At 66.4% G+C, this 25,409-nt stretch carries 19 protein-coding genes; 17 read left to right on the forward strand and 2 right to left on the reverse strand.

The window, feature by feature from the left end; genetic code table 11:
* Nucleotides 1-101: 101 nt before the first annotated feature.
* The 3 genes from AB3X86_RS15965 (at nucleotide 102) to AB3X86_RS15975 (ending at nucleotide 2,964) form a co-directional block, all read left to right on the forward strand.
* The gene (locus AB3X86_RS15965; protein ID WP_368596694.1) at nucleotides 102-1,007 is read left to right on the forward strand and encodes a LysR family transcriptional regulator; all 906 of its coding nucleotides are present in this window, start codon (nucleotides 102-104) and stop codon (nucleotides 1,005-1,007) included.
* Between the two features lie 99 nt (nucleotides 1,008-1,106).
* Complete coding sequence (locus tag AB3X86_RS15970; RefSeq protein WP_368596695.1) at nucleotides 1,107-1,781, forward strand: HAD-IA family hydrolase; 675 nt, start codon at nucleotides 1,107-1,109, stop codon at nucleotides 1,779-1,781.
* Between the two features lie 34 nt (nucleotides 1,782-1,815).
* Nucleotides 1,816-2,964, forward strand: coding sequence for a DSD1 family PLP-dependent enzyme (locus tag AB3X86_RS15975; protein WP_368596696.1), 1,149 nt, complete (start codon nucleotides 1,816-1,818; stop codon nucleotides 2,962-2,964).
* 9 nt (nucleotides 2,965-2,973) lie between these two features.
* Here AB3X86_RS15975 and hpaR read toward each other — a convergent pair whose 3' ends face one another.
* Complete coding sequence (gene hpaR / locus AB3X86_RS15980) at nucleotides 2,974-3,381, reverse strand: homoprotocatechuate degradation operon regulator HpaR (RefSeq protein WP_368596697.1); 408 nt, start codon at nucleotides 3,379-3,381, stop codon at nucleotides 2,974-2,976.
* Between the two features lie 201 nt (nucleotides 3,382-3,582).
* Between hpaR and AB3X86_RS15985 the strand changes: the two genes are divergently transcribed.
* The 7 genes from AB3X86_RS15985 to hpaI are packed head-to-tail and all read left to right on the forward strand — an operon-like array spanning nucleotide 3,583 to nucleotide 9,546.
* The gene (locus tag AB3X86_RS15985) at nucleotides 3,583-4,356 is read left to right on the forward strand and encodes a fumarylacetoacetate hydrolase family protein (RefSeq protein ID WP_368596698.1); all 774 of its coding nucleotides are present in this window, start codon (nucleotides 3,583-3,585) and stop codon (nucleotides 4,354-4,356) included.
* Nucleotides 4,353-5,111, forward strand: coding sequence for a fumarylacetoacetate hydrolase family protein (locus AB3X86_RS15990; RefSeq protein WP_368596699.1), 759 nt, complete (start codon nucleotides 4,353-4,355; stop codon nucleotides 5,109-5,111). The genes AB3X86_RS15985 and AB3X86_RS15990 overlap by 4 nt, the downstream gene beginning before the upstream one ends.
* A 40-nt stretch (nucleotides 5,112-5,151) precedes the next feature.
* Nucleotides 5,152-6,609 carry a 5-carboxymethyl-2-hydroxymuconate semialdehyde dehydrogenase gene (hpaE, locus tag AB3X86_RS15995; protein WP_368596700.1) on the forward strand — a complete coding sequence of 486 codons (1,458 nt, stop codon included), beginning with the start codon at nucleotides 5,152-5,154 and terminating at the stop codon, nucleotides 6,607-6,609.
* A 31-nt stretch (nucleotides 6,610-6,640) separates the two neighbouring features.
* A complete protein-coding gene (hpaD, locus tag AB3X86_RS16000) occupies nucleotides 6,641-7,504 on the forward strand; it encodes a 3,4-dihydroxyphenylacetate 2,3-dioxygenase (RefSeq protein WP_013091402.1) in 864 nt (287 codons plus the stop codon).
* Nucleotides 7,505-7,523: 19 nt separating this feature from the next.
* Complete coding sequence (locus tag AB3X86_RS16005; RefSeq protein ID WP_368596701.1) at nucleotides 7,524-7,922, forward strand: 5-carboxymethyl-2-hydroxymuconate Delta-isomerase; 399 nt, start codon at nucleotides 7,524-7,526, stop codon at nucleotides 7,920-7,922.
* Nucleotides 7,923-7,928: 6 nt separating this feature from the next.
* Nucleotides 7,929-8,732, forward strand: coding sequence for a 2-oxo-hept-4-ene-1,7-dioate hydratase (hpaH, locus tag AB3X86_RS16010; protein ID WP_368596702.1), 804 nt, complete (start codon nucleotides 7,929-7,931; stop codon nucleotides 8,730-8,732).
* A 10-nt stretch (nucleotides 8,733-8,742) separates the two neighbouring features.
* Entirely contained in the window at nucleotides 8,743-9,546 is an 804-nt protein-coding gene (gene hpaI / locus AB3X86_RS16015) for a 4-hydroxy-2-oxoheptanedioate aldolase (RefSeq protein ID WP_368596703.1), read from the forward strand.
* Nucleotides 9,547-9,604: 58 nt separating this feature from the next.
* On the opposite strand, the gene AB3X86_RS16020 is transcribed toward hpaI, so the two are convergent.
* Complete coding sequence (locus tag AB3X86_RS16020) at nucleotides 9,605-11,920, reverse strand: EAL domain-containing protein (protein ID WP_368596704.1); 2,316 nt, start codon at nucleotides 11,918-11,920, stop codon at nucleotides 9,605-9,607.
* A gap of 414 nt (nucleotides 11,921-12,334) precedes the next feature.
* Here AB3X86_RS16020 and bcsD point away from each other — a divergent pair, with 414 nt between their 5' ends.
* The 7 genes from bcsD (at nucleotide 12,335) to AB3X86_RS16055 (ending at nucleotide 25,220) form a co-directional block, all read left to right on the forward strand.
* Nucleotides 12,335-12,790: a cellulose biosynthesis protein BcsD gene (gene bcsD / locus AB3X86_RS16025; RefSeq protein ID WP_368596705.1), complete on the forward strand. Its 456-nt coding sequence runs from the start codon at nucleotides 12,335-12,337 to the stop codon at nucleotides 12,788-12,790.
* A 171-nt stretch (nucleotides 12,791-12,961) separates the two neighbouring features.
* Nucleotides 12,962-13,834 carry a cellulose biosynthesis protein BcsP gene (gene bcsP, locus AB3X86_RS16030; RefSeq protein ID WP_368596706.1) on the forward strand — a complete coding sequence of 291 codons (873 nt, stop codon included), beginning with the start codon at nucleotides 12,962-12,964 and terminating at the stop codon, nucleotides 13,832-13,834.
* The gene (gene bcsQ / locus AB3X86_RS16035) at nucleotides 13,831-14,619 is read left to right on the forward strand and encodes a cellulose biosynthesis protein BcsQ (protein WP_368596707.1); all 789 of its coding nucleotides are present in this window, start codon (nucleotides 13,831-13,833) and stop codon (nucleotides 14,617-14,619) included. The genes bcsP and bcsQ overlap by 4 nt, the downstream gene beginning before the upstream one ends.
* Complete coding sequence (gene bcsA / locus AB3X86_RS16040) at nucleotides 14,616-16,823, forward strand: UDP-forming cellulose synthase catalytic subunit (RefSeq protein WP_368596708.1); 2,208 nt, start codon at nucleotides 14,616-14,618, stop codon at nucleotides 16,821-16,823. The genes bcsQ and bcsA overlap by 4 nt, the downstream gene beginning before the upstream one ends.
* 3 nt (nucleotides 16,824-16,826) lie before the next feature.
* Nucleotides 16,827-19,367 (forward strand): cellulose biosynthesis cyclic di-GMP-binding regulatory protein BcsB, encoded by a 2,541-nt coding sequence (gene bcsB / locus AB3X86_RS16045; protein WP_368596709.1) that lies wholly within the window; start codon nucleotides 16,827-16,829, stop codon nucleotides 19,365-19,367.
* 19 nt (nucleotides 19,368-19,386) lie between these two features.
* Nucleotides 19,387-20,574 carry a cellulose synthase complex periplasmic endoglucanase BcsZ gene (gene bcsZ, locus AB3X86_RS16050; RefSeq protein ID WP_368596983.1) on the forward strand — a complete coding sequence of 396 codons (1,188 nt, stop codon included), beginning with the start codon at nucleotides 19,387-19,389 and terminating at the stop codon, nucleotides 20,572-20,574.
* A complete protein-coding gene (locus tag AB3X86_RS16055) occupies nucleotides 20,565-25,220 on the forward strand; it encodes a cellulose synthase subunit BcsC-related outer membrane protein (RefSeq protein WP_368596710.1) in 4,656 nt (1,551 codons plus the stop codon). The genes bcsZ and AB3X86_RS16055 overlap by 10 nt, the downstream gene beginning before the upstream one ends.
* Nucleotides 25,221-25,409: the final 189 nt, after the last annotated feature.

Raw genomic sequence — 25,409 nt, forward strand, 5'->3', positions numbered from 1 at the left:
TGATTGAATCGATAGACCGGAAGCGCCACTTTACCCTGTGATCGATCGGGACGCATTATGCTGCGAGATTCCACGCTCCGCCATTGCACCCACCTCCCCTCATGAACGATTCGGCCGATATCCGCTTCCTGCTCACACTGCGCGCGAGCGGCAGCCTGATCGCCGCCGCGCGGCGGCTCGCGCTGTCGCCGTCGGCGGTCACGCAGCGTCTGCAGCAACTCGAAAAGAAGCTCGGCGCGCAGCTCGTGAACCGCAGCGCGCGCCGCCTGCAATTCACCGATGAAGGCCTGCTGCTGTGCGAGCGCGGCGCCGAGCTGATCGCGCAGTTCGACGCGTTGTTCGACGATCTGCAAACTCGCCGCGGCGGCCTCGTCGGCACGCTGAAGATCAATGCGCCGCTCGGTTTCGGACGACGCCATCTGGCGCCGCTGATCGGCGAGTTCCAGCACCAGAACCCCGATATCGACGTCGCGCTGACGCTGTCCGACCGGCCGTTGACCGAAACGCCCGATCGCTTCGATATCGTCGTGCATATCGGCGAGCTGCCGCTGTCGAACCTGATCGGCTATACGATCGCGCCGAACGCGCGTTTCGTCTGCGCGGCGCCCGCGCTCGTCAAGCGAATCGGCCAAGCCGAATCGCCGGAAGCGTTGAGCCGGCTGCCCTGCATCGTGCTGCGCGAAAACAACGAGGACGTGTCGCTGTGGCAGTTCAGCAAGGGCCGCACGCGCCGCAGCGTGCGCGTGTCCGCGCATCTGAGCTGCAACGACGGTGACGTGATCCGCCAATGGGCCTGCGAGGGACGCGGCGTGATTCTGCGCTCCGAATGGGACGTCGCAGACGACCTTGCGAAGGGCAAACTCGTGCGTCTGCTGCCGGGCTGGAAAGCGCCGGATGCGAACGTGATCGCCCTCACGCATCAGCGCACGGGGCTGCCGGCGCGCACGCGCCATTTCATGCAGTATCTGCAAAGCCGCTTCAGGCCGCTGCCACCGTGGCGGCGATAATTCAGCTGGTCTGAATCTAAGAGTCACCTCATCTGAACGCTGACGTCCTGTCGAAAACCTATAATCGACTCATCCTCAACAGCCGGCCCACATGCAATCATGACTGCCGCCGCCCACTCCACCGACACCCCCGTCTACCCCGACGCGGTCCTGTTCGACCTGCTCACCGCCCTGCTCGACTCGTGGACCTCGTGGAACCGCGCGGCAGGCTCGGACGAACCGGGTCGCGCATGGCGTGCCGCCTATCTGCGGCTGACGTACGGCTGCGGTCGCTACGTTCCCTACGAACAACTGGTACGGGAGGCCGCCTCGCAAGTCGGTTTGTCCGAGGCGGCCGCGAACGCGCTCGAAGCGGACTGGCCGAACCTGAAGCCGTGGCCTGGCGCGCTCGATGCATTGCGGGCGCTCGCGCCGCACTGCAAGCTCGCGGTCGTCACCAACTGCTCGACGCGGCTCGGCTTGCAGGCGGCCGCGCTGTTGCCTGCGCGGTGGGACGCGATCGTGACCGCCGAGCAAGCCGGCGTCTACAAGCCGGACCCGCTCCCGTACCGCCTCGCGCTCGACAGGCTCGGCGTCGAACCGCGGCGCGCAGCCTTCGTCGCCGGGTCGAGCTACGACATGTTCGGCACCGCGGCGGTGGGTCTGCGGACCTACTGGCACAACCAGGTCGGCCTGCCGCTCGTTGCGGGTGCGCAAGCGCCCGAGGTCGAAGCGGCATCGCTCGACGGGCTCGTGCCGTGGCTCGCAAGCTTTGGCCGCGATCGTCGTCATTGACCCTGGAACCTCACCTCGTTCCTCAGGTGCAAACATGAAACTCGAACAGATCGAAACCCCGGCCGCGTTGATCGACGTCGCGCGGATGCAGAAGAACATCGCGCGGATGCAAGGGCGGATGAATGCGCTCGGCGTCGCGTTCCGGCCGCATGTGAAGACCACCAAGTGCATCGACGTCGTGCGTGCGCAGATCGCCGCCGGCGCGCGCGGCATCACGGTATCGACGCTGAAGGAAGCGGAAGCGTTCTTCGCGGCCGGCGTCGACGACATCCTGTACGCCGTCAGCATGGTTCCGTCGAAGCTGCCGCGCGCGCTCGCGCTGCGTCGTCAGGGCTGCGATCTGAAGCTGGTGGTCGACAACCCGACCGCCGCCGCGGCGATTGCCGGTTTCGGCGACCAGCACGGCGAAACGTTCGAGGTCTGGATCGAGGTCGATACGGACGGCCATCGCTCCGGAATCCAGCCTGAACAGCAAACGCTGCTCGACGTCGGGCGGATTCTGCACGAGAACGGTGTGAAAGTCGGCGGCGTGATGACCCATGCGGGTTCGAGCTATGAGTTGAGTACGCCTGAAGCGCTCGCCGCGCTCGCGGAGCAGGAACGCGCCGGCTGCGTCCGCGCCGCCGAGCGGCTGCGCGAAGCGGGCATCGCGTGTCCGGCGGTCAGCGTCGGTTCGACGCCGACCGCGCTCGCCGCACGCAATCTCGAAGGCGTCACCGAGGTGCGGGCCGGCGTCTACGTGCTGTTCGATCTGGTCATGCACAACGTGGGCGTTTGCACGCTCGACGACATCGCGCTCAGCGTACTCACGACCGTGATCGGTCATCAGGAAGACAAAGGCTGGGCGATTCTCGACGCGGGCTGGATGGCGCTAAGCCGCGATCGCGGCACCTCGCGGCAGTCGCACGATTTCGGCTATGGGCAGCCGTGTTTGCTCAATGGCACGTTGCTGCCGGGCTATGTCGTGAGCGGCGCCAACCAGGAGCACGGGATTCTTGCGGCGGCTCAGGTCGATCCGCACGCCGATGCACAGAGCGACGACATCGCGCAGCGCTTTCCGATCGGTATGAAACTGCGCATCCTGCCGAACCACGCATGCGCGACCGGCGCACAGTTTCCCGAATATCACGCGGTCGCACCGGACGGCAGCAGCGTCGCGTGGCAGAGGTTTTACGGCTGGTAAGCCGCCGCGTCACTCATCCTCTTCCGACAACCCCGCCAGCAAATCGTCGACCGCGCGATACACGCGCTCGACGATCTCCGGTCCCACCTTACGCTCGAGTTCGCGATAGTGCGCCTCGAGATCCTTCGAAATCACCCGCACCAGTTCGACGCTCGTATCGGTCAGCGACACGAGTACGCGTCGCTGATCCTCCGCGAAACGTTCCTTCGTCACGAGCTCCATGCTCTCCATGCGCGCGAGCACGCCAGCCATGCTCGGGCTCGAAATCGTGCAGATGTCGGAGATCTGGCGCGGCTCCATCGGGCCGTGCTCGTTGAGCGCGCGAATCACTCGCCATTGCTGTTCGGTGAGTCCGTGCGCGGTGATCAGCGGACGAAAACGCTCCATCATTTTTTCGCGAGCGCGTAATAACAGCATCGGCAGATTGCGGTGCAAAACTCGGGTGGACGCAGCGGACATGTTGGCAAGGAATCGGAAAGAAAAGCTGTCGAAGCTTACGGGAAAACCCGCGATCAACCGACAGCCTATTGACCGTCAATCATATCAAGCCGGATACTACTAACATCTTAGTGTTTTCGCCGAACTCTCGCCGAACTTTCGTCACGAGGCTGCGCACTTATGTTTGCCCTTGCCGATCATCTACTGCATCCCGAAGGCGACGCGCTGCCTCGCGACGTGGACGCGCACACCGCGGCCGCGTTGCTCGCGCGCGGCGTCGCGTGTCGCGCGCCGGTCAGCGGCGCCGTGTATGGAGTCCTGCTTAACGATCGCGCCGCCTTGAACTCGCTGGGCGACGCAGTGCATGCGGCACCGTACAAGGCGCCGCCGAAAGCGCCGATTCTGTATCTGAAGCCGCGCAATACGCTGGCCGGGCATCGGGCGCGCGTGGTCGTGCCGGATGACGCGCTCGGCGTCGAGGTCGGCGCGTCGCTCGGCATCGTGATCGGCCGCACCGCGACGCGCGTCGGCGTCGAGCGCGCGGCGGACTATATCGCTGGCTATACGCTGGTCGGCGATCTGAGCGTGCCGCATACCAACGTGTATCGCCCGAACGTACGCCTGCGCGCACGCGACGGCTTCTGCGTGATCGGACCCGCGCTCGTCGCCGCACGCCATGTCCCCGCGCCGGATCGGCTCGACATCGCCGTCTCGCTGAACGGTGGCGAACCGTTTATGGCGAGCACCGCATCGTCGGTGCGCAACGTCGCGCAATTGCTCGCCGACGTCACCGACTTCATGACGCTGAACGCGGGCGACGTGCTCACGCTCGGCGTGCGGCACGGCTCGCCGGTCGCGCATGTCGGCGATACCGCCACGCTGTCGATCGGTACGCTGCCGCCCTTGACCGTCTCGTTCGTGGGCGTCGCTCAACACCACGGAGAACAATCATGATGCTCGGCCGCGTTGCCTATGCGGGAGCGATTCACGAAGCGTATCCGCACGCGCAGGGTGTCAGTCTCGCCGACGGCCGCGTGTGTCGCGAGGACGAAGTGGTCTGGCTCGCGCCGATCGAAGTCGGCACCATCTTCGCGCTCGGCCTGAACTACGCGGAGCACGCGAAGGAATTGCAGTTCAGCAAGCAGGAAGAGCCGCTGGTATTTTTGAAGGGACCGGGCACGGTACTCGGCCATCGCGGCGTTACGCGCCGCCCCGCCGACGTCACGTTCATGCACTACGAGTGCGAGCTCGCGGTCGTGATCGGGCGAACCGCGCAAAACGTCGCGCGTAAAGACGCGATGCAGCACGTGGCCGGCTACATGATCGCGAACGACTACGCGATTCGCGACTACCTCGAAAACTACTATCGCCCGAATCTGCGCGTGAAGAATCGCGACGGCGGCACGGTGCTCGGCCCCTGGTTCGTCGACGCCGCCGACATCGCCGACGTCACGCAGCTCGAGCTGCGCACCTTCGTCAACGGCACGTGTCAGCAGTGCGGCAATACGCGCGATCTCGTCACCGACATCCCCGCGCTGATCGAATACCTGAGCGGCTTCATGACGCTCGCGCCCGGCGACGTGATCCTGACCGGCACGCCCGAAGGCATCGTCAACGTCAACGCGGGCGATGAAGTCGTCTGCGAGATCGACGGCCTCGGCCGCCTGGTCAACACGATCGCATCGGACGCGGACTTCGGCCGCGCCTGATGGACAGCAAAAACCCAGCGAACAGCAAAAGGACAAGGCAATGCCGATCGACCATCTGATCAACGGCGAAATGTGCACCTCGAGCGACTACTTCGAAACCGTCAATCCAGCCACGCAGGAAGTGCTCGCCGAAGTCGCGCGCGGCGGCGCGAAAGAAGTCGATGCAGCCGTGCAAGCGGCCAAAAGCGCGTTCCCCGTCTGGGCCGCGAAACCCGCCGCGGAACGCGCGAAGCTGATCCGCAGACTCGGCGAGCTGATCACGAAGCACGTACCGGAAATCTCGGAGACCGAAACGAAGGACACCGGTCAGACGATCTCGCAGACGCGCAAGCAACTGGTGCCGCGCGCGGCCGACAACTTCAGCTATTTCGCCGAGATGTGCACGCGCGTCGACGGCCACACGTACCCGACCGACTCGCATCTGAACTACACGCTGTTTCATCCGGTCGGGGTGTGCGCGCTGATCTCGCCGTGGAACGTGCCGTTCATGACGGCAACCTGGAAGGTCGCGCCCTGCCTCGCGTTCGGCAACACCGCCGTGCTGAAGATGAGCGAGCTGTCGCCGCTGACCGCGTCGATGCTCGGCAAGCTCGCGCTCGAAGCGGGCATTCCGGCGGGCGTGCTGAACGTCGTGCACGGCTACGGCAAGGAAGCGGGCGAACCGCTCGTCGCGCATCGCGACGTGCACGCGGTGTCGTTCACCGGATCGACCGCGACCGGCAATCGCATCGTGCAAGCCGCGGGTCTGAAGAAGTTCTCGATGGAGCTCGGCGGCAAGTCGCCGTTCGTGATCTTCGACGATGCCGACTTCGAACGCGCGCTCGATGCCGCGGTGTTCATGATCTTCTCGAACAATGGCGAGCGCTGCACCGCGGGCTCGCGCATTCTCGTGCAGCGCTCCATTTACGCGCGCTTCGCCGAGCGCTTCATCGAGCGCGCGAAGCGTCTGACGGTGGGCGACCCGCTCGCGGACAGCACGATCGTCGGCCCGATGATCAGCCAGGGGCATCTCGCGAAGGTACGCAGCTATATCGAACTCGGCCCGAAGGAAGGCGCGACGCTCGCGTGCGGCGGCCTCGATACGCCCGAGTTGCCCGACGCCTTGCGTCACGGCAACTTCGTCACGCCGACCGTGTTCGTCGACGTCGACAACCGCATGCGCATCGCGCAGGAAGAGATCTTCGGACCGGTCGCATGCCTGATTCCGTTCGACGATGAAGCCGAGGCGATCCGTCTCGCCAACGATATTTCGTATGGTCTGTCGAGCTATATCTGGACCGAGAACACGGGCCGCGCGTTGCGCGTGGCGGCCGCCGTCGAAGCTGGGATGTGCTTCGTGAACAGCCAGAACGTGCGCGATCTGCGTCAGCCGTTCGGCGGCACGAAAGCGTCCGGCGTGGGCCGCGAAGGCGGCACGTGGAGCTATGAAGTATTCCTCGAACCGAAGAACGTCTGTGTGTCGCTCGGCTCGCATCATATTCCGCGCTGGGGCGTCTAACCGCGACCTCGAAAAAATCTGGGAGACCGCGATGGGCAAACTCGCGCTGGCAGCAAAAGTCACACATGTGCCGTCGCTGTACTTATCCGAACTGGACGGTCCGCACAAGGGTTGCCGTCAGGCCGCGATCGACGGACACCACGAAATCGGCCGACGCTGTCGCGAACTCGGCGTCGATACGATCGTCGTATTCGACGTGCACTGGCTCGTGAATAGCGAATACCACATCAATTGCGCGCCGAAATTCGAAGGCGTGTACACGAGCAACGAGCTGCCGCATTTCATCAGGAACATGCCGTACGCGTACCCGGGCAATGTCGGGCTCGGTGAGCTGATCGCGGAAGTCGCCAACGAAATGGGCGTGAAAAGCCGCGCGCACAGCGAGACCACGCTCGAACTCGAATACGGCACGCTGGTGCCGATGCGCTATATGAACGGCGATCAGCACTTCAAGACGGTGTCGGTTGCGGGCTGGTGCATGTGGCACGACCTCGCAACCAGCGCGCGCTTCGGCCTCGCGGTGCGCAAGGCCATCGAAGAACGCTACGACGGTACCGTGGCTATTCTCGCGAGCGGCTCGCTGTCGCATCACTTCGCGAACAACGGCACCGCCGATCAGTTCTTGCACAAAGTCTGGAGCCCGTTCCTCGAACAGATGGATCGCAGCGTGGTGCGCATGTGGGAAGCCGGCGACTGGAAGACCTTCTGCGACATGCTGCCGCTCTACAACGAGAAATGCTGGGGCGAAGGCGGCATGCACGATACCGCGATGCTGCTCGGTGCGCTCGGCTGGGATCGTTACGACGGCAAGGTCGAAGTCATCACGCCTTATTTCGGCAGTTCGGGCACCGGTCAGATCAACGCGATTTTCCCGGTCACACCGCTACCCGTCTGACTCTCGCGAGGAAATCGCCATGCCTCACTTGACACTCGAATACAGCGCCAACCTCGCGGATGCTCAACGGCTCGGCGAACTCTGCAAAGACCTCGCGCAGTGCCTCGACGCGCAGCGCGACAACGGCGAGCGCGTCTATCCGCTCGGCGGCATTCGCGTGCGCGCGCTGCGCTGCGAACAGTACTGCATCGCCGATGGGCGTCCCGACGCCGCGTTCCTGCACGCGAACCTGAAGATCGGCGCGGGTCGCTCGGAGGCCGTCAAGAAGGCGACCGGCGACGCGCTGTTCGCGCTGATCAAGCAGTGCTTCGCCGCTGAGTTCGAAAGGCAGGGGCTCGCGTTGTCGCTCGAAATCAACGAGTTCAGCGAAGCGGGCACCTGGAAACACAACAATCTGCATGCGCGGCTCCGGGGCTAACACATCATGCTAGACGAACAAACCCTTCGCGACCTCGCCGCACAACTCGATCACGCGGAAAAGACCCGCACGCAGCTGCGCCATTTTTCCGCGCAGTATCCGCAGATGACCGTACAGGACGGCTACGCGATTCAACGCGAGTGGGTCAAGCTGAAACTCGCCGAAGGCCATGTCATCAAGGGCAGGAAGATCGGCCTGACGTCGCGCGCGATGCAGCGCTCGTCGCAGATCGACGAACCCGACTACGCGCCGCTCCTCGACAGCATGTTCATCGACAGCGGCCAGGACATTCGCGCGGATCGTTTCATCGCGCCGCGCGTCGAAGTGGAACTCGCGTTCGTGCTGAACAAACCGTTGAAGGGGCCAGGCGTCACGCTGTTCGATGTGCTCGACGCGACCGCCTATGTAACGCCGGCCATTGAAATCATCGACGCCCGCATCGAGCAGTTCGATCGCGAAACGCGCGCGCCGCGCAAGGTGTACGACACGATCTCCGACTTCGCCGCGAACGCGGGCGTCGTGCTCGGCGGCAGGCCCGTGCGTCCGCTCGACGTCGACCTGCGCTGGGTCGGCGCGCTGCTGTACAAGAACGGCGCGGTCGAGGAAAGCGGGCTCGCGGCGGCGGTGCTCAACCATCCGGCCACCGGCGTCGCGTGGCTCGCCAACAAGATTGCTCCGTACGACGAATCACTGAACGCGGTCGACGTCATCCTGAGCGGCTCATTCACGAGCCCGATTCCGGCCCGCGCGGGCGACACGTTCCACATCGACTATGGCCCGCTGGGCGGCATCGGTTTGAACTTCATCTGAGAGCAACGACATGTCCTTGCCGACCAACCCCTTCAAACGCGCACTCGCTGACGGCAAGCCGCAGTTCGGCTTGTGGGCCGCGCTCGCCGACGCCTATGTGACCGAACTGCTCGCCACCGCCGGTTTCGACTGGCTGCTGATCGACAACGAGCACGCGCCGAACGACGTACGCAGCACGCTGTCGCAGTTGCAGGCGGTCGCCGCGTATCCGTCGCATCCGGTCGTGCGGCCGGTGAAGAGCGACGCCGCGCTGATCAAGCAGTTGCTCGACATCGGCGCGCAAACGCTGCTGCTGCCGATGATCGACACGGCCGCGCAGGCGCTCGATGCGGTCGCGGCCACGCGCTATCCGCCGCTGGGCATTCGCGGCGTCGGCAGCGCGCTCGCGCGCGCGTCGCGCTGGAATCGTGTGCCCGACTATCTGAACACCGCCGCCGACGAACTCTGCGTGATCGTGCAGGCGGAAACCGTGCAGAGCCTCGACAGTCTCGCGGAGATCGCGCGTGTGGATGGCGTCGATGGCGTGTTTTTCGGGCCGTCGGATCTGAGCGCGTCGATGGGATTGCTCGGCAAACCGGGCGATGCGCGCGTGCGCGACGCGATTCGCCGCGGCATCGAGACCGTGCGCGGCGCTGGCAAGGCCGCGGGCGTGCTCGCACCCGATCCCGCGCTGGCGGCCGAATATCTGGCAGCGGGCGCGAGCTTCGTCGCGGTCGGCACGGACACCGGCTTGCTGAGTCGCGCAGCCGCGGACCTCGCCGCGTCGTACAAAAACACGGCGGCGATGGCACCGCAGGTCAAAGGCGGGTATTAGCGCAAAACCGGACGCAAAAGCCGCGGGCCGCCCTCCCATCCGCGGACGCGGCCTTCCCCTACTCCCCCGCCGGCCAGGGCAAGCCTCGCGCCGACCAATCCAGCTCGACCCCCATCACACAGCGCCCGTTCGCCAATTGCACGGCGAGTGTCACCGCGATGCACGGCCGCCCGCTCGCGAGCGACAGATACGGATTACTGGTGATCGCCTCGCCGGGCAGCAGCACCGCATTGCGGAAGTACGGCCGATGATCCCAGCGCGCATCGCGCGGATTCGCGACCGGCTGCAGCGACGCGGCGTCCTTGCACCATGCCGGCCCGCGCACCTCGTGACCGATCTGGCGGCCGGTATGGTCGAGAAGGAAGCAGCTGATGCAACGCTTGAAGGTCGCGACGAGCGCGAACGCGTCGTCCATCGTGACGCCGGCGCGCAAGCCGTCGGCCGCGCGCCGCAGTTCGAGCCGGTACGGCTCCAGCTCGGATTCGAACAACGCATGCTGATGCGCGCGGCCCTGCGCGATCACGTCGAATGCATCGTCGATCTGGCGATGCACCGACTCGGGCGGCGCGATCTCGACAGCGGGCCGCCCGAGCAGATAGCCCTGCGCGAAATCGACATTCGACTCGACCGCGAGAATCAGCTCGTCGGTCGTCTCGACACCTTCGACGACCACCAGCATCCCCGCCTGATGCAGCAGCGACACGAGCTTCGGCAGGATCGGCTGCTGCGTGCCGTGCGTGGTCGCGCGAATCAGCTCGCCGTCGAGCTTCACGATGTCCGGCCGAATCCGCAGCAGCCGGTCGAGGTTCGACTGGCCCGCGCCGAAGTCGTCGACGGCGATCAGGAATCCGTGCTGGCGATAGCGCGCCGCCGCGCGCGACATCTCGTCGACGCTGCCGCCATGCGATTCGAGGATCTCCAGAATCACGCGCTCGGGTTCGAGCCCCGCGGCGCGCACGATCTTCGTCAACTGGTCGGCATAGCCGTCGGCGACGAAGGTGGACGGCAGGATGTTCAGGAACAGCCACGCATCGCCGGGCAGCGCGCGGCGCGCGTTGCCGAGATGCACCGCGTGGCTCACGCGGTCGAGCGCGCCTTCGTCGCTCGACGGCTTCGGCGCGAACATCACGACCGGCGGCACCAGCGTGCCGTCGTCGTGCTCGCCGCGCAGCAGCGCCTCGAAACCGACCTGCTTCTGATGCGACAGGCTGTAGAGCGGCTGGAAGTGCGAGATCAGATAGAAGTCTTCCCAGCGGTAACGCGGCGCAAGCACGTCGTCGAACGGCGGCTGCAGCGCGTCGAACGGTAGCGCGCGCTCCGCGCAGACACGGTTGCGGCCCGTCTGCTTCGCCCGCAGCAACGCTTCGTCCGCGCGATCGAGCAGCACCATGAAGCTTTCGCCGCGCCGGTGCTCGGCCACGCCGAAGCTCGCGGTGAGATTGCCGTCCGGCCGTTCGATCGCGGAGATGTCGAGGCGCAGCCGCTCGGCGAATTGCAGCGCGCCGGTGAGGTCGGCGTCGATCAGCAGCGCGAACTCTTCGCCGCCGATGCGGCTCACGCTGTGGTAAAGCGCGACCGCGCCCTTCAGCACCTGCGCGACCTGAAACAGCGCATGGTCGCCGACCGCATGGCCGAAGCGGTCGTTGAGCGACTTGAAGCTGTCGATGTCGAGGAAGATCGCGCTGATCTGCGCGCCCGGTGCCAGCGTCTCGAGTCGTCCCTCCGCGTGCTTGACGAACGAGCGGCGGTTTTGCAGGCCGGTCAGCGAATCGGTTGCGGCGAGCTGGGCGAGCTGGCTTTCGAGCAGAAAGTGATTGCGCCGGAAATGGTAGAAGGCGAAATGGAACACCGCCGTCGTCGGCGCGCCGATCGCGATGACCCACGTCCACACGGCCACGTTGACCTCGGGCGCATGAGTTTTGCCACGCAGCAGCGCGATGGCCACCGCGTAGAACAGCGCGCTGCCGGTCGCGAAATGCACGGGCGTGAGCCATATCGGCGCCGCGCAGATCGGTATCACGACGAACGCCGGCAAGAGCCACGGCAACGGCTGTGCCAGGCCTTGCGCATTCAGCACGAGCCCGCCGATCAGCACCAGCTCGTACGCGACACAGATTGCGCCGAACAGAGCCGTCGATTTCGTGGATGGGATGGCCAGTACCAGCAGCGCAAGCACGAACGCGCACAGTAGCCGGTACCCGAGCGGCGCGGCCGGTGCGCCGACCAGTTCGCGCGCCGCCACCATCGACAGGAACGCCAGCACCGTGACGCCCAGCTTCACGAGGGCAAGCGGCCGCTGATGCTCGAGCGAGCGCCGGTGAAAGCGCTCACGCATACTCGGCTGGGACAGGTGCTGCGTTGAGATGGCAGACATAAAGGCTGATCAGGCTGGGTTTCCGGTCACTCCGCCAATGGTTATCGGCAAACGTTCGATAAACATTTATGGCTAACGTGAGATAGACGACGTATAAATTGCGACGCGCGAATTACCACTCGCCGAATGCATGATTTCTATGTTGCGCAAGCCTTTTTGCATGAAGCGAAGGCCAACGTTTCAATTTAGTTTGAATCCGTAAAAATTACGTAATTCATGTGTCTCGAATGCGCATCAATGGAAATTGGCTAAAAGTCACTGTCTTAAGTAGACTTCTGACGAGTGTGGCGGACACGCTAGACATTCCGGTAGAAATGACGTAAATAGCGCGGCGCGCGATTGCCGAACGACTCCGCTGCTCAATTGGGCAAACGTTTGCGAATGCGCAACGGGCACCGACCACTTCCGAAAAACATGGTCCCAATCCTCGAATATCTGCTCGAACGCCAGATCTCACCGCAGTGGCGCGGCATGCTTAGCGCACTGGCGAGCGAGTTCGAAGCGCAAATCGGCCGCGACGAATTGCGTCAGCTGATGCATCGCGTCGGCAATCGTTTCGCGCTCGCGCATCCACTGCCCGCCTGCTCATCGACGGCCGAGCTCGAGCAGGTGTTGAACGCTCACTGGGATCAGATGGATTGGGGTTATGTCGCACTCGCCGATGAGGCGGAGTCGCTGCGCATCATTCACTATTGCGCGCCGCTGCCGGCCTTCGGCGATTCGGCGCTCGCCTGGACGCCGGCGTTTCTCGAAGGCGCCTATCAGACGTGGTTCAGCGCGTTGGGCGCGCAGGGTTTGTCGGTCGTGCAGACGAGCGCATTCCGCGAGGACAGCTCGCTCGAATTCCGCCTCGGCCGTCATCCCGCCTGAGCATCAGCGGCTCTGCGGAACGACATACCAGGTTCAAGACAGTGCGGTAATGCAAAAAATGTGCGACGTCGATACAGCCGACGCGTGGAAGCAGGAAAGGCAGTTCAAATAAAACAGCGCTCCGAGACATCGGCTCGGGGCAATGCACGGTATGTACCAGACGACGGCATCATGAGTTCATCGAGCGACATCGAAAAACTGTTCGAGCAATTCGGCGGCGACGCCAACGCGTACCAGGAGATCGGTCGCGAAAACGACGCGCGCGCCGCGCGCACCCGTTGGCCGCTGCTCGTCACGCTCGAACTGACGCAGCCGGCCATTCCGGCGATCGGCCAGCTTCGCGACCCGAAACAGCAGCCGCCGGCGAGCGTGGCGCCGCGGCCCGTCGCCGTCCATGAAGACACGACGCCGAAAGACATGGCATCGGTGACGCGCGCGAAGGCGCCGCTGTTCACGCGCCCTCACCGGCGTGACATTCCACCGGTGCCGGCGACTCCCGCGCAGGCTGCGGCGCCGAGTGGCGCGTCGCGCTTCAGTACCCCTGATGAACCCGACGAGGCCGCCGCGCGCGCGGCGGCGGGCGTCGCTTCATCAGGCATCGCTGCCGCGCCGGGCGTGCCGGCTGCTGCCCCACCCGCGCCTATCGCGCCTATCGCGCCTATCGCGCCTATCCCGCCGATCTCGGCACCGGCTCTGGCAGCGTCGCAAGCTTTGGTTCCACCGACCGCGCCCGCATGGGTCGCACCCAGCGTCAGCGTCAGCGCCGCACCGGCAGCGCCGATGCAACCGTTACAGGCCACGCTACCTACCTACGCTGTCCCGCCCGCGCAAGCGGACCAACCCCCGTCGATCCTCGGCAAGATGTTTGCCGCGCAGAACCCATCCGCACCGCCGCAAGCTGCCGTGCCCGCGCCCCAAACCACGTCGCTGAGCTCGCTCTTCGACCGTCTGCGCGGCACGCCCGTGCAAGGCGCCCAGCCATCCGGCGGTCCCGCGCGCGGCGGCTTCCCGTCCTGGCTCACCAACGGTTCGCGTCGGCCATGAAAGTCATTGCCGTGGTATCCGCCAAAGGCGGGGTCGGCAAGACCACCCTCGCCGCCAATCTCGCCTCCGTGCTCGCCAACAGCGGCCGGCGCGTGATCGCGCTCGATCTCGATCCGCAGAACGCCTTGCGTCTGCACTTCGGCGTGCCGCTCGACAGCATCGACGGCGTGTCGCGCGCAACGCTCTCCGGCAATCCGTGGCAAACGGTGATGTTCGACGGCATCGACGGCGTGACGGTGCTGCCCTATGGCGCGCTGCTGGAAGATGATCGCCGCCGCCTCGAGGCGCATATCGACCAGCATCCGCAATGGCTCGCGCAGTCGCTGCAGAACCTGCGGCTCGATGCGTCCGACATCGTCATCATCGACACGCCGCCCGGCTCGTCGGTCTACGTGCGAACCGCGCTGAGCGCGGCCACCTTCGCGCTGAACATCGTGCTCGCCGACGCCGCGTCGTACGCGGCGATCCCGCACATGGAGCGGCTGATCGAAACCTACGCGGCGCCGCGCGCGGACTTCGGCGGCGTCGGCTACGTGGTCAACCAGATCGACCAGTCGCGCCAGCTGAACAAGGACGTGCTGAAGGTGTTGCGCCAGATGCTCGCCGGCAAGGTGTTCCCCGGCGTGATTCATCTCGATGAAGGCGTCAGCGAAGCGCTCGCCTGCGACACGACGCTGATCCACTACGATCCACTGAGCCAGGCCGCCGCCGATTTGCGCGCGTGCGGCGCGTGGCTCATGGCGGCGCTCGACGCGATCGCCGCCCAGCCAAGGAACGTCGCATGAGCAGCCCAGCCTCCTCCCGCGAACCCGAGGGCGGCGAGCCTTCGCGGTTCGAACGCTTCATCGAAGCGAACTTCTGGAACAGCCGCATCGTCACCGGGCTCGTCACGCTGCTCGCGCTGTACATGCTGTACTTCGTGTTCACGGTGCCGCTTGAGTTCTATCAGCAGCTGACCTTCGCGACGCTGTGCTTCGTGCTCGCGCTGATGTTTCGCCGTCTGCCCGGCCGCTACGCGACGATGGTGATGATCATGCTGTCGATCGTCGCGTCGGGCCGCTACATGTACTGGCGTCTGACCGAAACGACCGGCTGGGAGCAGCCGCTCGACGCCGCCTGGGGTTTGCTGCTCGTCTCCGCCGAAGTTTACGCGACGCTCGTGCTGATGCTCGGCTACTTCCAGACCGCGTGGCCGCTCAAGCGCAAGCCGATGCCGCTGCCCGCCAATCGCGACGAATGGCCGACCGTCGACGTGTTCATCCCGACCTACAACGAGCCGCTCGCCGTCGTGAAGCCGACCGTCTATGCGGCGCTCGCGCTCGACTACCCGGCCGACAAGATGTCGATCCACGTGCTCGACGACGGCCGCCGCCCCGAGTTCAAGGCGTTCTGCGAGGAAGTCGGCGTGAACTGGACGATCCGCACGCACAACCGTCACGCGAAGGCCGGCAACATCAACGAGGCGATGAAGATCACGAGCGGCGAGTACCTCGCGATCTTCGACTGCGATCACATCCCGACCCGCTCGTTCCTGCAGATCGGCCTCGGCTGGTTCCTGCGCGACAAGCTGCTGTCGATGCTGCAAACGCCGCACCACTTCTTCTCCCCCGACCCGTTCGAGCGCAACCTCGGCACCTTCCGCAAGGTGCCGAACGAAGGCGAGCTGTTCTACGGCCTCGTGCAGGACGGCAACGATCTGTGGAACGCGACGTTCTTCTGCGGCTCGTGCGCGCTGTTGCGCCGGAGCATGGTCGAAGAGATCGGCGGCATCGCGGTGGAAACCGTGACCGAAGACGCGCACACCGCATTGAAGCTGCACCGCCTCGGCTACACCACCGCGTATCTGGCGATTCCGCAGGCCGCCGGCCTCGCGACCGAAAGCCTGTCGGGTCACATCGGCCAGCGCATCCGCTGGGCGCGCGGCATGACGCAGATCTTCCGGATCGACAATCCGCTCACCGGCAAGGGGCTGAAGATCGGCCAGCGGCTCTGTTATCTGAACGCGATGATGCACTTCTTCTACGGCGTGCCGCGTCTCGTGTTCCTGACCGCGCCGCTGTCGTACCTGTTCTTCGGCGCGCATGTGATCGAAGCGGCGGCCGGCACGATCGCGATCTACGCGCTGCCGCACATGATGCACGCGAGCATCACGAACTCGCGGATGCAGCGGATGTTCCGCCATTCGTTCTGGGCCGAGGTGTACGAGTCGGTGCTCGCGTCGTACATCACCGCGCCGACGCTGCTCGCGCTGATCAATCCGAAGCTCGGCAAGTTCAACGTGACGGCCAAGGGCGGCGTGATCGAGAAGAGCTACTTCGACTGGTCGATCTCGCGGCCGTATCTGTTCCTGCTGCTCCTGAACCTGCTCGGCTTCCTCGCGGGTCTCGTGCACATCTATCTGAACTGGCACGTGCGCAGCATCGTCGAGACCACGCTGCTCAATCTCGCGTGGACCAGCTACAACATGCTGATCCTCGGCGCGAGCGTGGCCGCCGCGAGCGAGCGTCGCCAGATCCGCGCGGTGCCCCGCGTCGCGATGAAGATGCCGGTGATGCTGAAGTTCTCGACCGGCCGCACGCTCGCATGCGAAACGATCGACTACTCGGAAGGCGGTGTCGGTGTCGCGCTGCCCAGCATGATCGAAGTGCCGATGCAGGAGCCCGTGACCGTGTCGCTATTCCGCGGCGACGAAGAGTACGCGTTTCCCGCCACCGTCAGTTTTACCGGGCCGGGCCGCGTGGGCCTGCGCTTTTCGTCGTTGTCGCCCGAACAGGAGTACGAGTTCGTGAAGACCACCTTCGCCCGCGCGGACGCGTGGACCGGCTGGGCCGAGGGACGCGAGACGGACACGCCGCTGCGCGGCCTGTCGCATGTGCTGAGGGTCGGCGTGCGCGGCATCGCAGGTCTGTTCGAGCATCTGTACGACGACTTGCGCAGTTCGATCAAAAGCCGTCCCACGGACGTCAAGAAGCTAAAAACGAAAGACTGATCTATGGGCTACCGGATGCCGAACGACAAGACCGAACACCCGGCTCACGGGCGCAACAGCACGGAACCCCAATCGCGTCTATTCGCCCTCCACGGCTCGCGACACTCGCGGCGAAGCATGCGCGGCGTCGCCTGCTGGCTTGCACTGCAGACCGCGCTGGCGTCGTTCGTGCCGCTCGCTGAAGCGGCCGCGCCGGCTGCTGCGCCGGAAGCCGCCGCAGCGGCGCAAACCCCGCAAGTCGCGACCGGTGTCGGCAACGTGCCCGCGCCGAGCGCGGCGGTACCGTTCGATCCGAGCGCGATCGCCCAGGACCAGCTCGCCACGCCGACGCCCGCGCTCGCGGCATCGTCGGTAAAGGCGCTCGGCATGCGCACGCCGACCACCGCCGAGCCCGGCACGCTGGTGCCTGGAGGCCGCCGTCAGACGCTGACGTTCGCCGACTTCGGCGCGCTCGACCCGCTGCAACTGCGCGGCGTCGACGGCCAGAACGGCATCGCGTTCTCGGTGCGCGGCGACGAGGTCGTGACCGGCGCGACGCTGCATCTGATCTACAGCTACTCCCCCGCGCTGCTGGCGAACCTGTCGCAACTGAAGGTGCTGATCAACGGCGAGGTCGCCGCGACACTGCCGCTGCCGCACGAGCAGGCCGGCATGCTGGTCGCGCGCGACATCACGATCGATCCGCGCTTCATCACCGAGTTCAACCACCTGAACCTGCAACTGATCGGCCATTACACGACCGCCTGCGAAGACCCCGCGAACTCGTCGCTGTGGGCGACGATCAGCAACGCGAGCTCGCTCGACCTGACCTACTCGTCGCTCGCGACGAAGGCTGAACTGGCCGCGCTGCCGCAGCCGTTCTTCGACCGCCGCGACGTGCGCCGCCTCGAACTGCCGTTCGTGTTCGCGCAGAAACCCGGCAACGGCGCGCTCGAAGCGGCCGGCATCGTCGCGTCATGGTTCGGCTCGCTCGCCGGCTATCGCGGCGCGCTGTTTCCGACCCAGCTCGACAACCCGCCGCTGTCAGGCAACGCGGTCGTGTTCGCGACCAGCGACCAGCATCCGGCCGGCGTGACGATTCCCGAGATCACCGGGCCGACCATCGCGGTGGTCGAGCGCGATGCGAACGCGCGCGGCAAGCTGCTGCTCGTGCTCGGCCGCGACGAGGCCGAGCTGAAGACCGCCGCGAAGTCGCTCGGCATCGGCCATAGCACGCTGTCCGGCGCGAGCGCGACGATCACGTCGCTGAACGCGATCACGCCGCGCGTGCCGTACGACGCGCCGAACTGGCTGGCGACCGACCGCGCGGTGCGCTTCGGCGAACTCGCCGATCCGAAGGACCTGACCGTGTTCGGCTACGACGCCGACGCGGTGCGCATCAACATGCGTGTGGCGCCCGATCTGTTCATGTGGCACACGCGCGGCGCGCCGATCGCTCTGCGCTACCGCTACACGGTGCGACCCAGGCGCGACCGCTCGTCGCTGAACATCAGCGTGAACAACGGCTTCGTGCAGGCGCTGCCGATTCCGGCGCGCTCTACGTCGGTGTTCGAGCTGAGCCGCTACTTCAACCTGATCATGCCCGACGGCACCGCCGACGCGCGCCGCAACATCCGCATCCCGCCGCTCTTGATGACGCCGCGCACACAGCTGCGCCTGCACTTCTACTACGACATCCCGAACACCGGCGAATGCACGGGCCGCCTGCTGCAGAACGTGGTCGGCGCGATCGATCCGAACTCGACGATCGATCTGTCGTCGTTCCCGCACTACATGGCACTGCCCGACCTGGCCGCGTTCGCCAACAGCGGCTTCCCGTTCACGCGGATGGCGGATCTCTCCGAAACCGCCGTCGTGCTGCCGGACGACCCGGACGCGAGCGACTACAGCCTGTATCTGCTGACGATGGGCCGGATGGGCGAATCGACCGGCTTTCCGGTCGCCGGTGTGACCGTCACCCATGCGGCCGAGGTCGACCACTTCGCCGACAAGGACCTGCTGGTGTTCGGCGCGCCCGGCAAGCAGCCGCTGCTGCAGCGCTGGTCGAAGTCGATGCCGTTCTCCAGTAACGGCGACGCGCACACGTTCCAGCTCACCGACCTCGTGTTCAAGCTGCGCGACTGGTGGCACGGCGAGCGCGGCGTCGAGCGCACACCGGCGCGCGCCGATCTGACGATGGTCAGCTCGAACGGCGCGGCGCTCTTGACCGGCTTCGAGTCGCCGCTGCAGAGCGGCCGCAGCGCGGTTGCGCTGATCAGCGCGGCTGGTCCGTCGGACGCCGACCTGTCCGCCGCGCTGCTCGACGCCGACGTGCTGCCGAAGATTCAAGGCGCGATGGCCGTGATCCATGGCCGCGACGTCACCATCACGTCGAACGGCTCCGCATACTATGTCGGCCATTTGTCGCCGCAGGAGTATCTGCGCTGGGCGCTGTCGTCGCATCCGCTGTTGCTGTTGTTCGGCGGCGTGCTCGCCGCGCTGATCATCGCGGGCCTGTGCTACCGGACGCTGCGCGCGCTTGCCGCGCGTCGACTGAAGGACTGATGGAACGGATATGACTCGTATGCGGTTTCGGATCGACAGAAGAAGCTCTTTTGCGCTCGCGCTCGGGATCGGCATCGCGGCGTCGGCGAGTCTTGCGGCTTCGAGCGGCCCCGCTCAGGCCGCGCAGAACGGCGCCGCCTGCGGCGACTGGAGCGCCTGGCGAACCTTCGTGCAACGCTTCGTGCAGGCCGACGGCCGCGTGATCGACTACTCGACGCCGACCCAGCAGACCACCTCGGAAGGCCAGTCCTACGCGCTCTTTTTCGCGCTGGTCGCCAACGACCGCGCGAGCTTCGACAAGCTGCTCGGCTGGACCCGCGCGAATCTCGCGGGCGACCAGTTCGACCCGCAGAATCTGCGGCTGCCCGCGTGGCAATGGGGCAAAAAGCCGGACGGCTCATACGGTGTGCTCGATCCGAATTCGGCATCGGATTCCGACCTCTGGATCGCCTACGATCTGTTGCAGGCGGGCCGTCTGTGGCACAACCCCGCCTACACGCAGCTCGGTCAGGCGCTGGCCGAGCGCATCGCGCACGACGAAGTCGCGAATCTGTCCGGCCTCGGGCCGATGCTGCTGCCGGGCGCGCAGGGTTTCAGGAACGGCAGCGTCACGCGTCTGAACCCGAGCTATCTGCCGCTGCCGGTGCTGCGCGCGCTCGCGCACGAGGTGCCGGACGGCCCGTGGGCCAAGCTCGCCGATAACGCCTACCAGTTCGTCAAAACCGTGTCGCCGCAAGGCTTCGCGCCCGACTGGGCGGCGTGGCAGAACGGCCGGTTCGTCGTCGATCCGAAGAATGGCGACGTCGGCAGTTACGACGCGATCCGCGTCTATCTGTGGGCCGGCCTCGCGTCGCCCGCCGATCCGCTCGCGAAGCCGTGGCTCGGCGCGCTCGGCGGCATGCGCGCGAAGGTCGCGCAGAACGGCTTCCCGCCGGAGAAGGTGTCGTCAACCACTGGCGTGTCGAGCGGCGAAGGCCCGCTCAGCTACTGGGGCGCGCTCGCGCCGTACTTCGAGACGCTGGGCGACGAGCACGGCCTCGGCCTCGCGCGCACGCGGCTCGCCGCGCTCGACGCGAGCGTGCCGGGCCGCGAACCGGTCTACTACGATCGCGTGCTGGGTCTGTTCGGCACGGGGTTCATCGATGGCCGCTTCCGCTTCGATGAAGTCGGCAGTCTCGTGCCCGCGTGGAGGGCCGCATGCGATTGAACGCTCTGGCCGCGTCGCTGCGCATCGCGCTGTCCGTCGGCGCGGTGCTCTGCGCGGCCGCGACCGCGCCCGATGCGCTCGCGCAGGCGACCCCAGATCCGCTCACCGTGCTGATCGATCAGGGCAAGTACTGGCAGTCGCATCAGCGCGGCGATCTCGCCGAGCAGGCCTGGCAGAAGGTGCTCAGCATCGATCCGAAGCAGCCCGACGCGCTGTTCGGCATGGGCATGGTGCTGGCCGACCGCAAGGACGGCGCCGGCGCGCAGCAGTACCTCGCGCGGCTGAAGGCGGCCGCGCCGAACTATCCGAATCTCGATGAGCTCGGCCGCCGGCTGGGCCTGACCAGCCCGCGCGATCAGACGATCAACGAAGCGCGCCGGCTCGCGCAAGCCGGTCAGAGCGCGAGCGCGGTGCAGGAGTATCAGCGCGCGCTGACCGGCAAGCCCGCCACGCCGCAGTTGCAACTCGAGTACTACCAGGCGCTGTCGGCGACGCCGCAGGGCTGGGACGAAGCGCGCCGGGGCCTCGAACAGCTCGCGCACGACAACCCGAACGACCCGCGCTTCGCACTCGCGTACGCGCAGCATCTGACCTATCGCGACGTCACGCGGCGCGACGGTATCGCGCGGCTGCAGAAGCTCGCGGGCGACACCTCGGTCGGCGCGGCGGCGAAAAAGAGCTGGCGCCAGGCGCTGCTGTGGCTCGATGCGCGTCCCTCCGACGCCGCGCTGTACGAGTCGTTTTTCCAGACCGCCGGTGAAGATGCCGCGGTGAAGGCGCGCTACGAATCGATGGTGCAGCAGGACGCCGCGGCGCGCGCCCGCGCGCAGCAAAACGCCGCCGCCGACGCGCGCGGCCGCGTGATCGCCGAGGGCTTCGCCGCGCTCGAGCGCGACGATATCGTGACCGCGCGCGCCAGGTTCTCGTCGGTGCTCGCAAACAGTCCTAACGATACCGACGCGCTTGGCGGCATGGGCATCGCCGCGTTAAAGCAGGAGCATTTCGCCGACGCGCGCAACTACCTGGAGCGCGCCTCGCGCGGCCCCAATCCGGCGCGCTGGAAAACCGCGCTCGACAGCGCTACTTACTGGACCTACACGAGCGAAGCGATCGGCGCGCGCAGCAACGGCGAGTTTGCGAAGGCGAAGGCATTGTTCGAGCGCGCGATCGCGCTGAATCCGTCCGACGTGACCGCGCAGGTGCAGCTCGGCGAAATGCTACTTCAGACCGGCGACCCGGCCGGCGCCGAGCAGGCGTACCGGATGGCGCTGCGCCGCCAGGCCGACAACCCGGACGCGATTCGCGGCCTCGTCGGCGCGCTCGCCGCGCAGGGTCGCGCCGACGAGGCGCTGCGGTTCGCCAATGCGTTGAACGCGGAGCAACAGGCGAAGGTCGGCGGCATCGACCGTTTGCGCGGCGACGCGCAGGCGGCGCAGGCGCGCGCGGCCGAAGCGCGCGGCGATCTCGGCACCGCGCGCAGCCTGTTCGAGGACGCGCTGCTGAACAAGCCCGACGATCCGTGGCTGCGGCTCGACCTCGCGCGCATCTACGTGCGCCAGGGCGCGGTCGCGAATGCGCGCAGCATGATGGACGGCCTGCTCGCCACCCATCCGGACATGACCGATGCGCTGTACGCGAGCGCGCTGCTGTCGGCGGAAACTCAGGACTGGTCGACCGGTCTCGCGCAGCTCGACCGCATTGCGCCCGCGCAGCGCACCGACGCGATGACGACGCTGCAGCATCGGCTGTGGGTGCATCAGCAGGCCGATCTCGCGACGCGCATGGCGAAGAACGGCCAGACGCAGCAGGCCATCGCAACCTTGCGCGCCGCCGAGCCGGTGGCCGGCAACAACCCCGAGCTGATCGGCGTGATCGCCGGCGCGTACCAGCAGGCCGGCGATCCGAGCCGTGCGCTGAGTCTCGTGCGCGCCGCGATGAGTGCGGCGCCGGGCAACACCGATCTGCTGCTGCAATACGCGGGCATTCTGTCCGCGGCCAACCAGCAGATCGAGCTCGGCAACGTGATGCGCCAGTTGCAGAGCATGCAACTGACGCCGCAGCAGCGCACCGACTTCGACAACCTGAATCTCGGCATCGTCATCCGGCAGGCTGACGCAGTCCGTCTGCGCGGCGATCTCGCGAGCGCCTACGAGGTGATCGCGCCGTGGCTCGCCGCGATGCCCGACAACCCCGACCTGCAGGCCGCGCTCGGCCGCATGTACGCGAGCGCGGGCGACGACCGCAACGCGCTCACGAGCTTCCGCGTCGCGCTGCAACGCCGCCCCGACGACCTGAGCCTGCTGCAGGCGGCGATCTCGGCCGCGGCCGGCTCGAAGCAGTTCAGCTACGCCGAAACGCTCGCGAACCAGGCGCTTGCCCTCGCACCGAACGATCCGGGCGTGCTCGCGACCGTGGGCCGCATGTATCGCGCCCAGGGCAAGCTGTCGCTCGCGTCGACCTATCTGCAACGCTCGCTGGTCACGGCCAATACGCCGCTGGTCGCGAACGCGCCCCGTACCGCAGGCGGCAACGTGCCGCGCGGCTGGGAAGCGGCGATGAGCCAGATCGGCGCGACGCCGCTGCCGGGCACCAATCCCTTCGAAGGCAAGACGGCGATCGCGACTTCGAGCGACGCCGACCAAGCCGCGCGTCCCGCGCTTCCGTTCCTGAATACGCAGTCTTCCTCGCCGACGCAGACCGTGCCGAACTATCCGCCGCCCCCTCCGCCCGCGCCGTATGTCGCGCCTTATACGGCGCCCGCCGCGGCGCCTTATAACGCGCCTGCCGCGCCGCCCGCACCCGTTGCTGCCCCGTATGGAGCGCCCCGCTCCGCCGCCGAAGTCGGCGGCTACGGCCAGGAAGCCTACGGCTCGAGCCAGTCGGGCGCGCCATTGCAGCCTTATCCGGGGCAAGGCCCAGCGCCCATGCAGCCGATGCCGCAGCAGCAGTACAACGCGGGTTATCCGCAGCCGCAGCCTTATGCGCAGCAGCCGGCGTATCCGCAGCGGCCCTACGGCGCGCAGGACGGCTATGCGGCCACACCTTGGCCGATGTCGCCGGCCGCGCGCGAAGCGCAGGCCAACGCCGCATCGACGACGCCGCTGCCGTACGGATCGACACGCACCAGCGCAAAGAAGAACACGAAGAAGAGCACCGCGAAAACGAGCCAACCCGCGCCGGTCTACGCGCAGCAACCGCCGCCGTATCCGCAGCAGCAGGGCTACGCGCAGCCGTATCAGCCATATCAGCCGTACCAGCCGTACCCACAACAGCAGCCCTATCAACCGCAGCCGCCATACCCGAATCAGGGCTACTACGCGCAGCAGCCGTACATTCCGCAACCGCCGGCCGGCTACGCGCAGCCATACTACCCGCCCGGCGGCAACACACAGAACAACCCGCAGCCGAACGCCGCGAACGCGCAGACGCTCGGCGTCGCCGAAGAGCTCGCGCAGATCAATCGCGAGCAGTCGAGCACCGTGTCGGGCGGCCTGATCTTCCGCAATCGCGTCGGCGAGGACGGCCTGTCGTCGCTCACCGACATCGAGGCGCCGATCCAGGGGCGCATCAAGGCGGGCAACGGCCACGTGGTCGCGAGCGCGACCCCGGTCACGCTCGACGCCGGCACCGCATCGAACAGCACCTCGACGCTCGCGCGCTTCGGCGCGGGGCTTTCGACCGACTCGTCAAAGAACGCCGCGCAAAACGGCACCAACAACTACGGCAGCCAGACTGCGAGCGGTGTGGGCCTGTCGGTCGGCTACGACAGCCGCAGCATCAGCGGCGATATCGGCGTGACGCCGATCGGCTTCCGCGAGACCAACATCGTCGGCGGCGCGCAATACAACGGCGGCATCACCGACAAGGTGTCGTACTCGATCGCGGTCGCGCGGCGCGCGGTGACGGACAGCCTGCTGTCGTACGCGGGCGCGCGCGATGCGACCGCCGGCCTCGAATGGGGCGGCGTCACATCGACCGGCGCGCGCGCCAGCCTCACGTGGGACGACGACACGAGCGGCCTGTACGTGAGCGCGTCGTATCAGCACTACATGGGCGCCAATGTGCCGAGCAACAACGCGGTCAAGGGCGGCGGCGGCGTCTACACGCGTCTGCTGAAAGACGCCGACCAGACGCTGACGGTCGGCGTGAATACGACGATCATGGGCTACAACCGCAATCTGTCGTTCTTCACGTACGGCCAGGGCGGCTACTTCAGTCCGCAGCAGTACGTGATCCTGAATCTGCCGGTCGAATGGTCGGGCCGCGCAGGCCTGTTTACGTACGACGTGAAAGGCTCGATCGGCGTGCAGCATTACCGCGAGGACGCGTCGAACTACTTCCCGCTGAACGACGGCTCGTCGCGCCAGGGCGACGCGGCCGCCGCCGCGCAATCCCTCGGCAACGGTCTGAGCGCCGTCTACCCGGGGCAGAGCAAGACCGGTGTGTCGTATTCGATCAGCGGCGTCGGCGAATATCAGCTCGCGCCGCAGCTCGCGGTCGGCGCGACCGCGTCGTTCGGCAACGCTTATGAGTATCGCGAGTGGCTTGCGGCCGTGTACGTGCGCTATAGCTTCAACAAGCAGACCGGTTTGCAGCCGTTCCCGCCAGTGCCGTTGACTTCGCAGTATCTGTCGTTGTCCAACTGACGCCTCAGTTTCATTCGCATCTCCTCGCATAGCGCGTACGGCGCGTATCGATCCACGCCGGAAATGCGGGCGCTTCTTCCGCTTTCGCTGTGCAGCAAACGCACTTCGCGGTAAATGTTGCCCGTGCATCGAACGGCGTGCCGAATCGGTACGTTTTCGGACATGGCTGCTTACCCGGCAAAACCCCGA

This window comes from Paraburkholderia sp. BR14374 (genome assembly GCF_040948685.1).
GTDB lineage: Bacteria > Pseudomonadota > Gammaproteobacteria > Burkholderiales > Burkholderiaceae > Paraburkholderia > Paraburkholderia youngii.

Excerpts from the sequence above, each read along its gene's own strand:
- hpaH (WP_368596702.1), top strand. The coding sequence starts at position 7,929 with ATGCTAGACGAACAAACCCTTCGCGACCTCGCCGCACAACTCGATCAC.
- hpaE (WP_368596700.1), top strand. The coding sequence starts at position 5,152 with ATGCCGATCGACCATCTGATCAACGGCGAAATGTGCACCTCGAGCGAC.
- bcsB (WP_368596709.1), top strand. The coding sequence starts at position 16,827 with ATGGGCTACCGGATGCCGAACGACAAGACCGAACACCCGGCTCACGGG.
- hpaR (WP_368596697.1), bottom strand. The coding sequence starts at position 3,381 with ATGCTGTTATTACGCGCTCGCGAAAAAATGATGGAGCGTTTTCGTCCG.
- bcsQ (WP_368596707.1), top strand. The coding sequence starts at position 13,831 with ATGAAAGTCATTGCCGTGGTATCCGCCAAAGGCGGGGTCGGCAAGACC.
- bcsZ (WP_368596983.1), top strand. The coding sequence starts at position 19,387 with ATGCGGTTTCGGATCGACAGAAGAAGCTCTTTTGCGCTCGCGCTCGGG.
- AB3X86_RS15965 (WP_368596694.1), top strand. The coding sequence starts at position 102 with ATGAACGATTCGGCCGATATCCGCTTCCTGCTCACACTGCGCGCGAGC.
- AB3X86_RS16020 (WP_368596704.1), bottom strand. The coding sequence starts at position 11,920 with ATGTCTGCCATCTCAACGCAGCACCTGTCCCAGCCGAGTATGCGTGAG.
- bcsP (WP_368596706.1), top strand. The coding sequence starts at position 12,962 with ATGAGTTCATCGAGCGACATCGAAAAACTGTTCGAGCAATTCGGCGGC.
- AB3X86_RS15985 (WP_368596698.1), top strand. The coding sequence starts at position 3,583 with ATGTTTGCCCTTGCCGATCATCTACTGCATCCCGAAGGCGACGCGCTG.
- hpaI (WP_368596703.1), top strand. The coding sequence starts at position 8,743 with ATGTCCTTGCCGACCAACCCCTTCAAACGCGCACTCGCTGACGGCAAG.
- AB3X86_RS15975 (WP_368596696.1), top strand. The coding sequence starts at position 1,816 with ATGAAACTCGAACAGATCGAAACCCCGGCCGCGTTGATCGACGTCGCG.
- hpaD (WP_013091402.1), top strand. The coding sequence starts at position 6,641 with ATGGGCAAACTCGCGCTGGCAGCAAAAGTCACACATGTGCCGTCGCTG.
- AB3X86_RS15990 (WP_368596699.1), top strand. The coding sequence starts at position 4,353 with ATGATGCTCGGCCGCGTTGCCTATGCGGGAGCGATTCACGAAGCGTAT.
- AB3X86_RS16055 (WP_368596710.1), top strand. The coding sequence starts at position 20,565 with ATGCGATTGAACGCTCTGGCCGCGTCGCTGCGCATCGCGCTGTCCGTC.
- bcsD (WP_368596705.1), top strand. The coding sequence starts at position 12,335 with ATGGTCCCAATCCTCGAATATCTGCTCGAACGCCAGATCTCACCGCAG.
- AB3X86_RS16005 (WP_368596701.1), top strand. The coding sequence starts at position 7,524 with ATGCCTCACTTGACACTCGAATACAGCGCCAACCTCGCGGATGCTCAA.
- AB3X86_RS15970 (WP_368596695.1), top strand. The coding sequence starts at position 1,107 with ATGACTGCCGCCGCCCACTCCACCGACACCCCCGTCTACCCCGACGCG.
- bcsA (WP_368596708.1), top strand. The coding sequence starts at position 14,616 with ATGAGCAGCCCAGCCTCCTCCCGCGAACCCGAGGGCGGCGAGCCTTCG.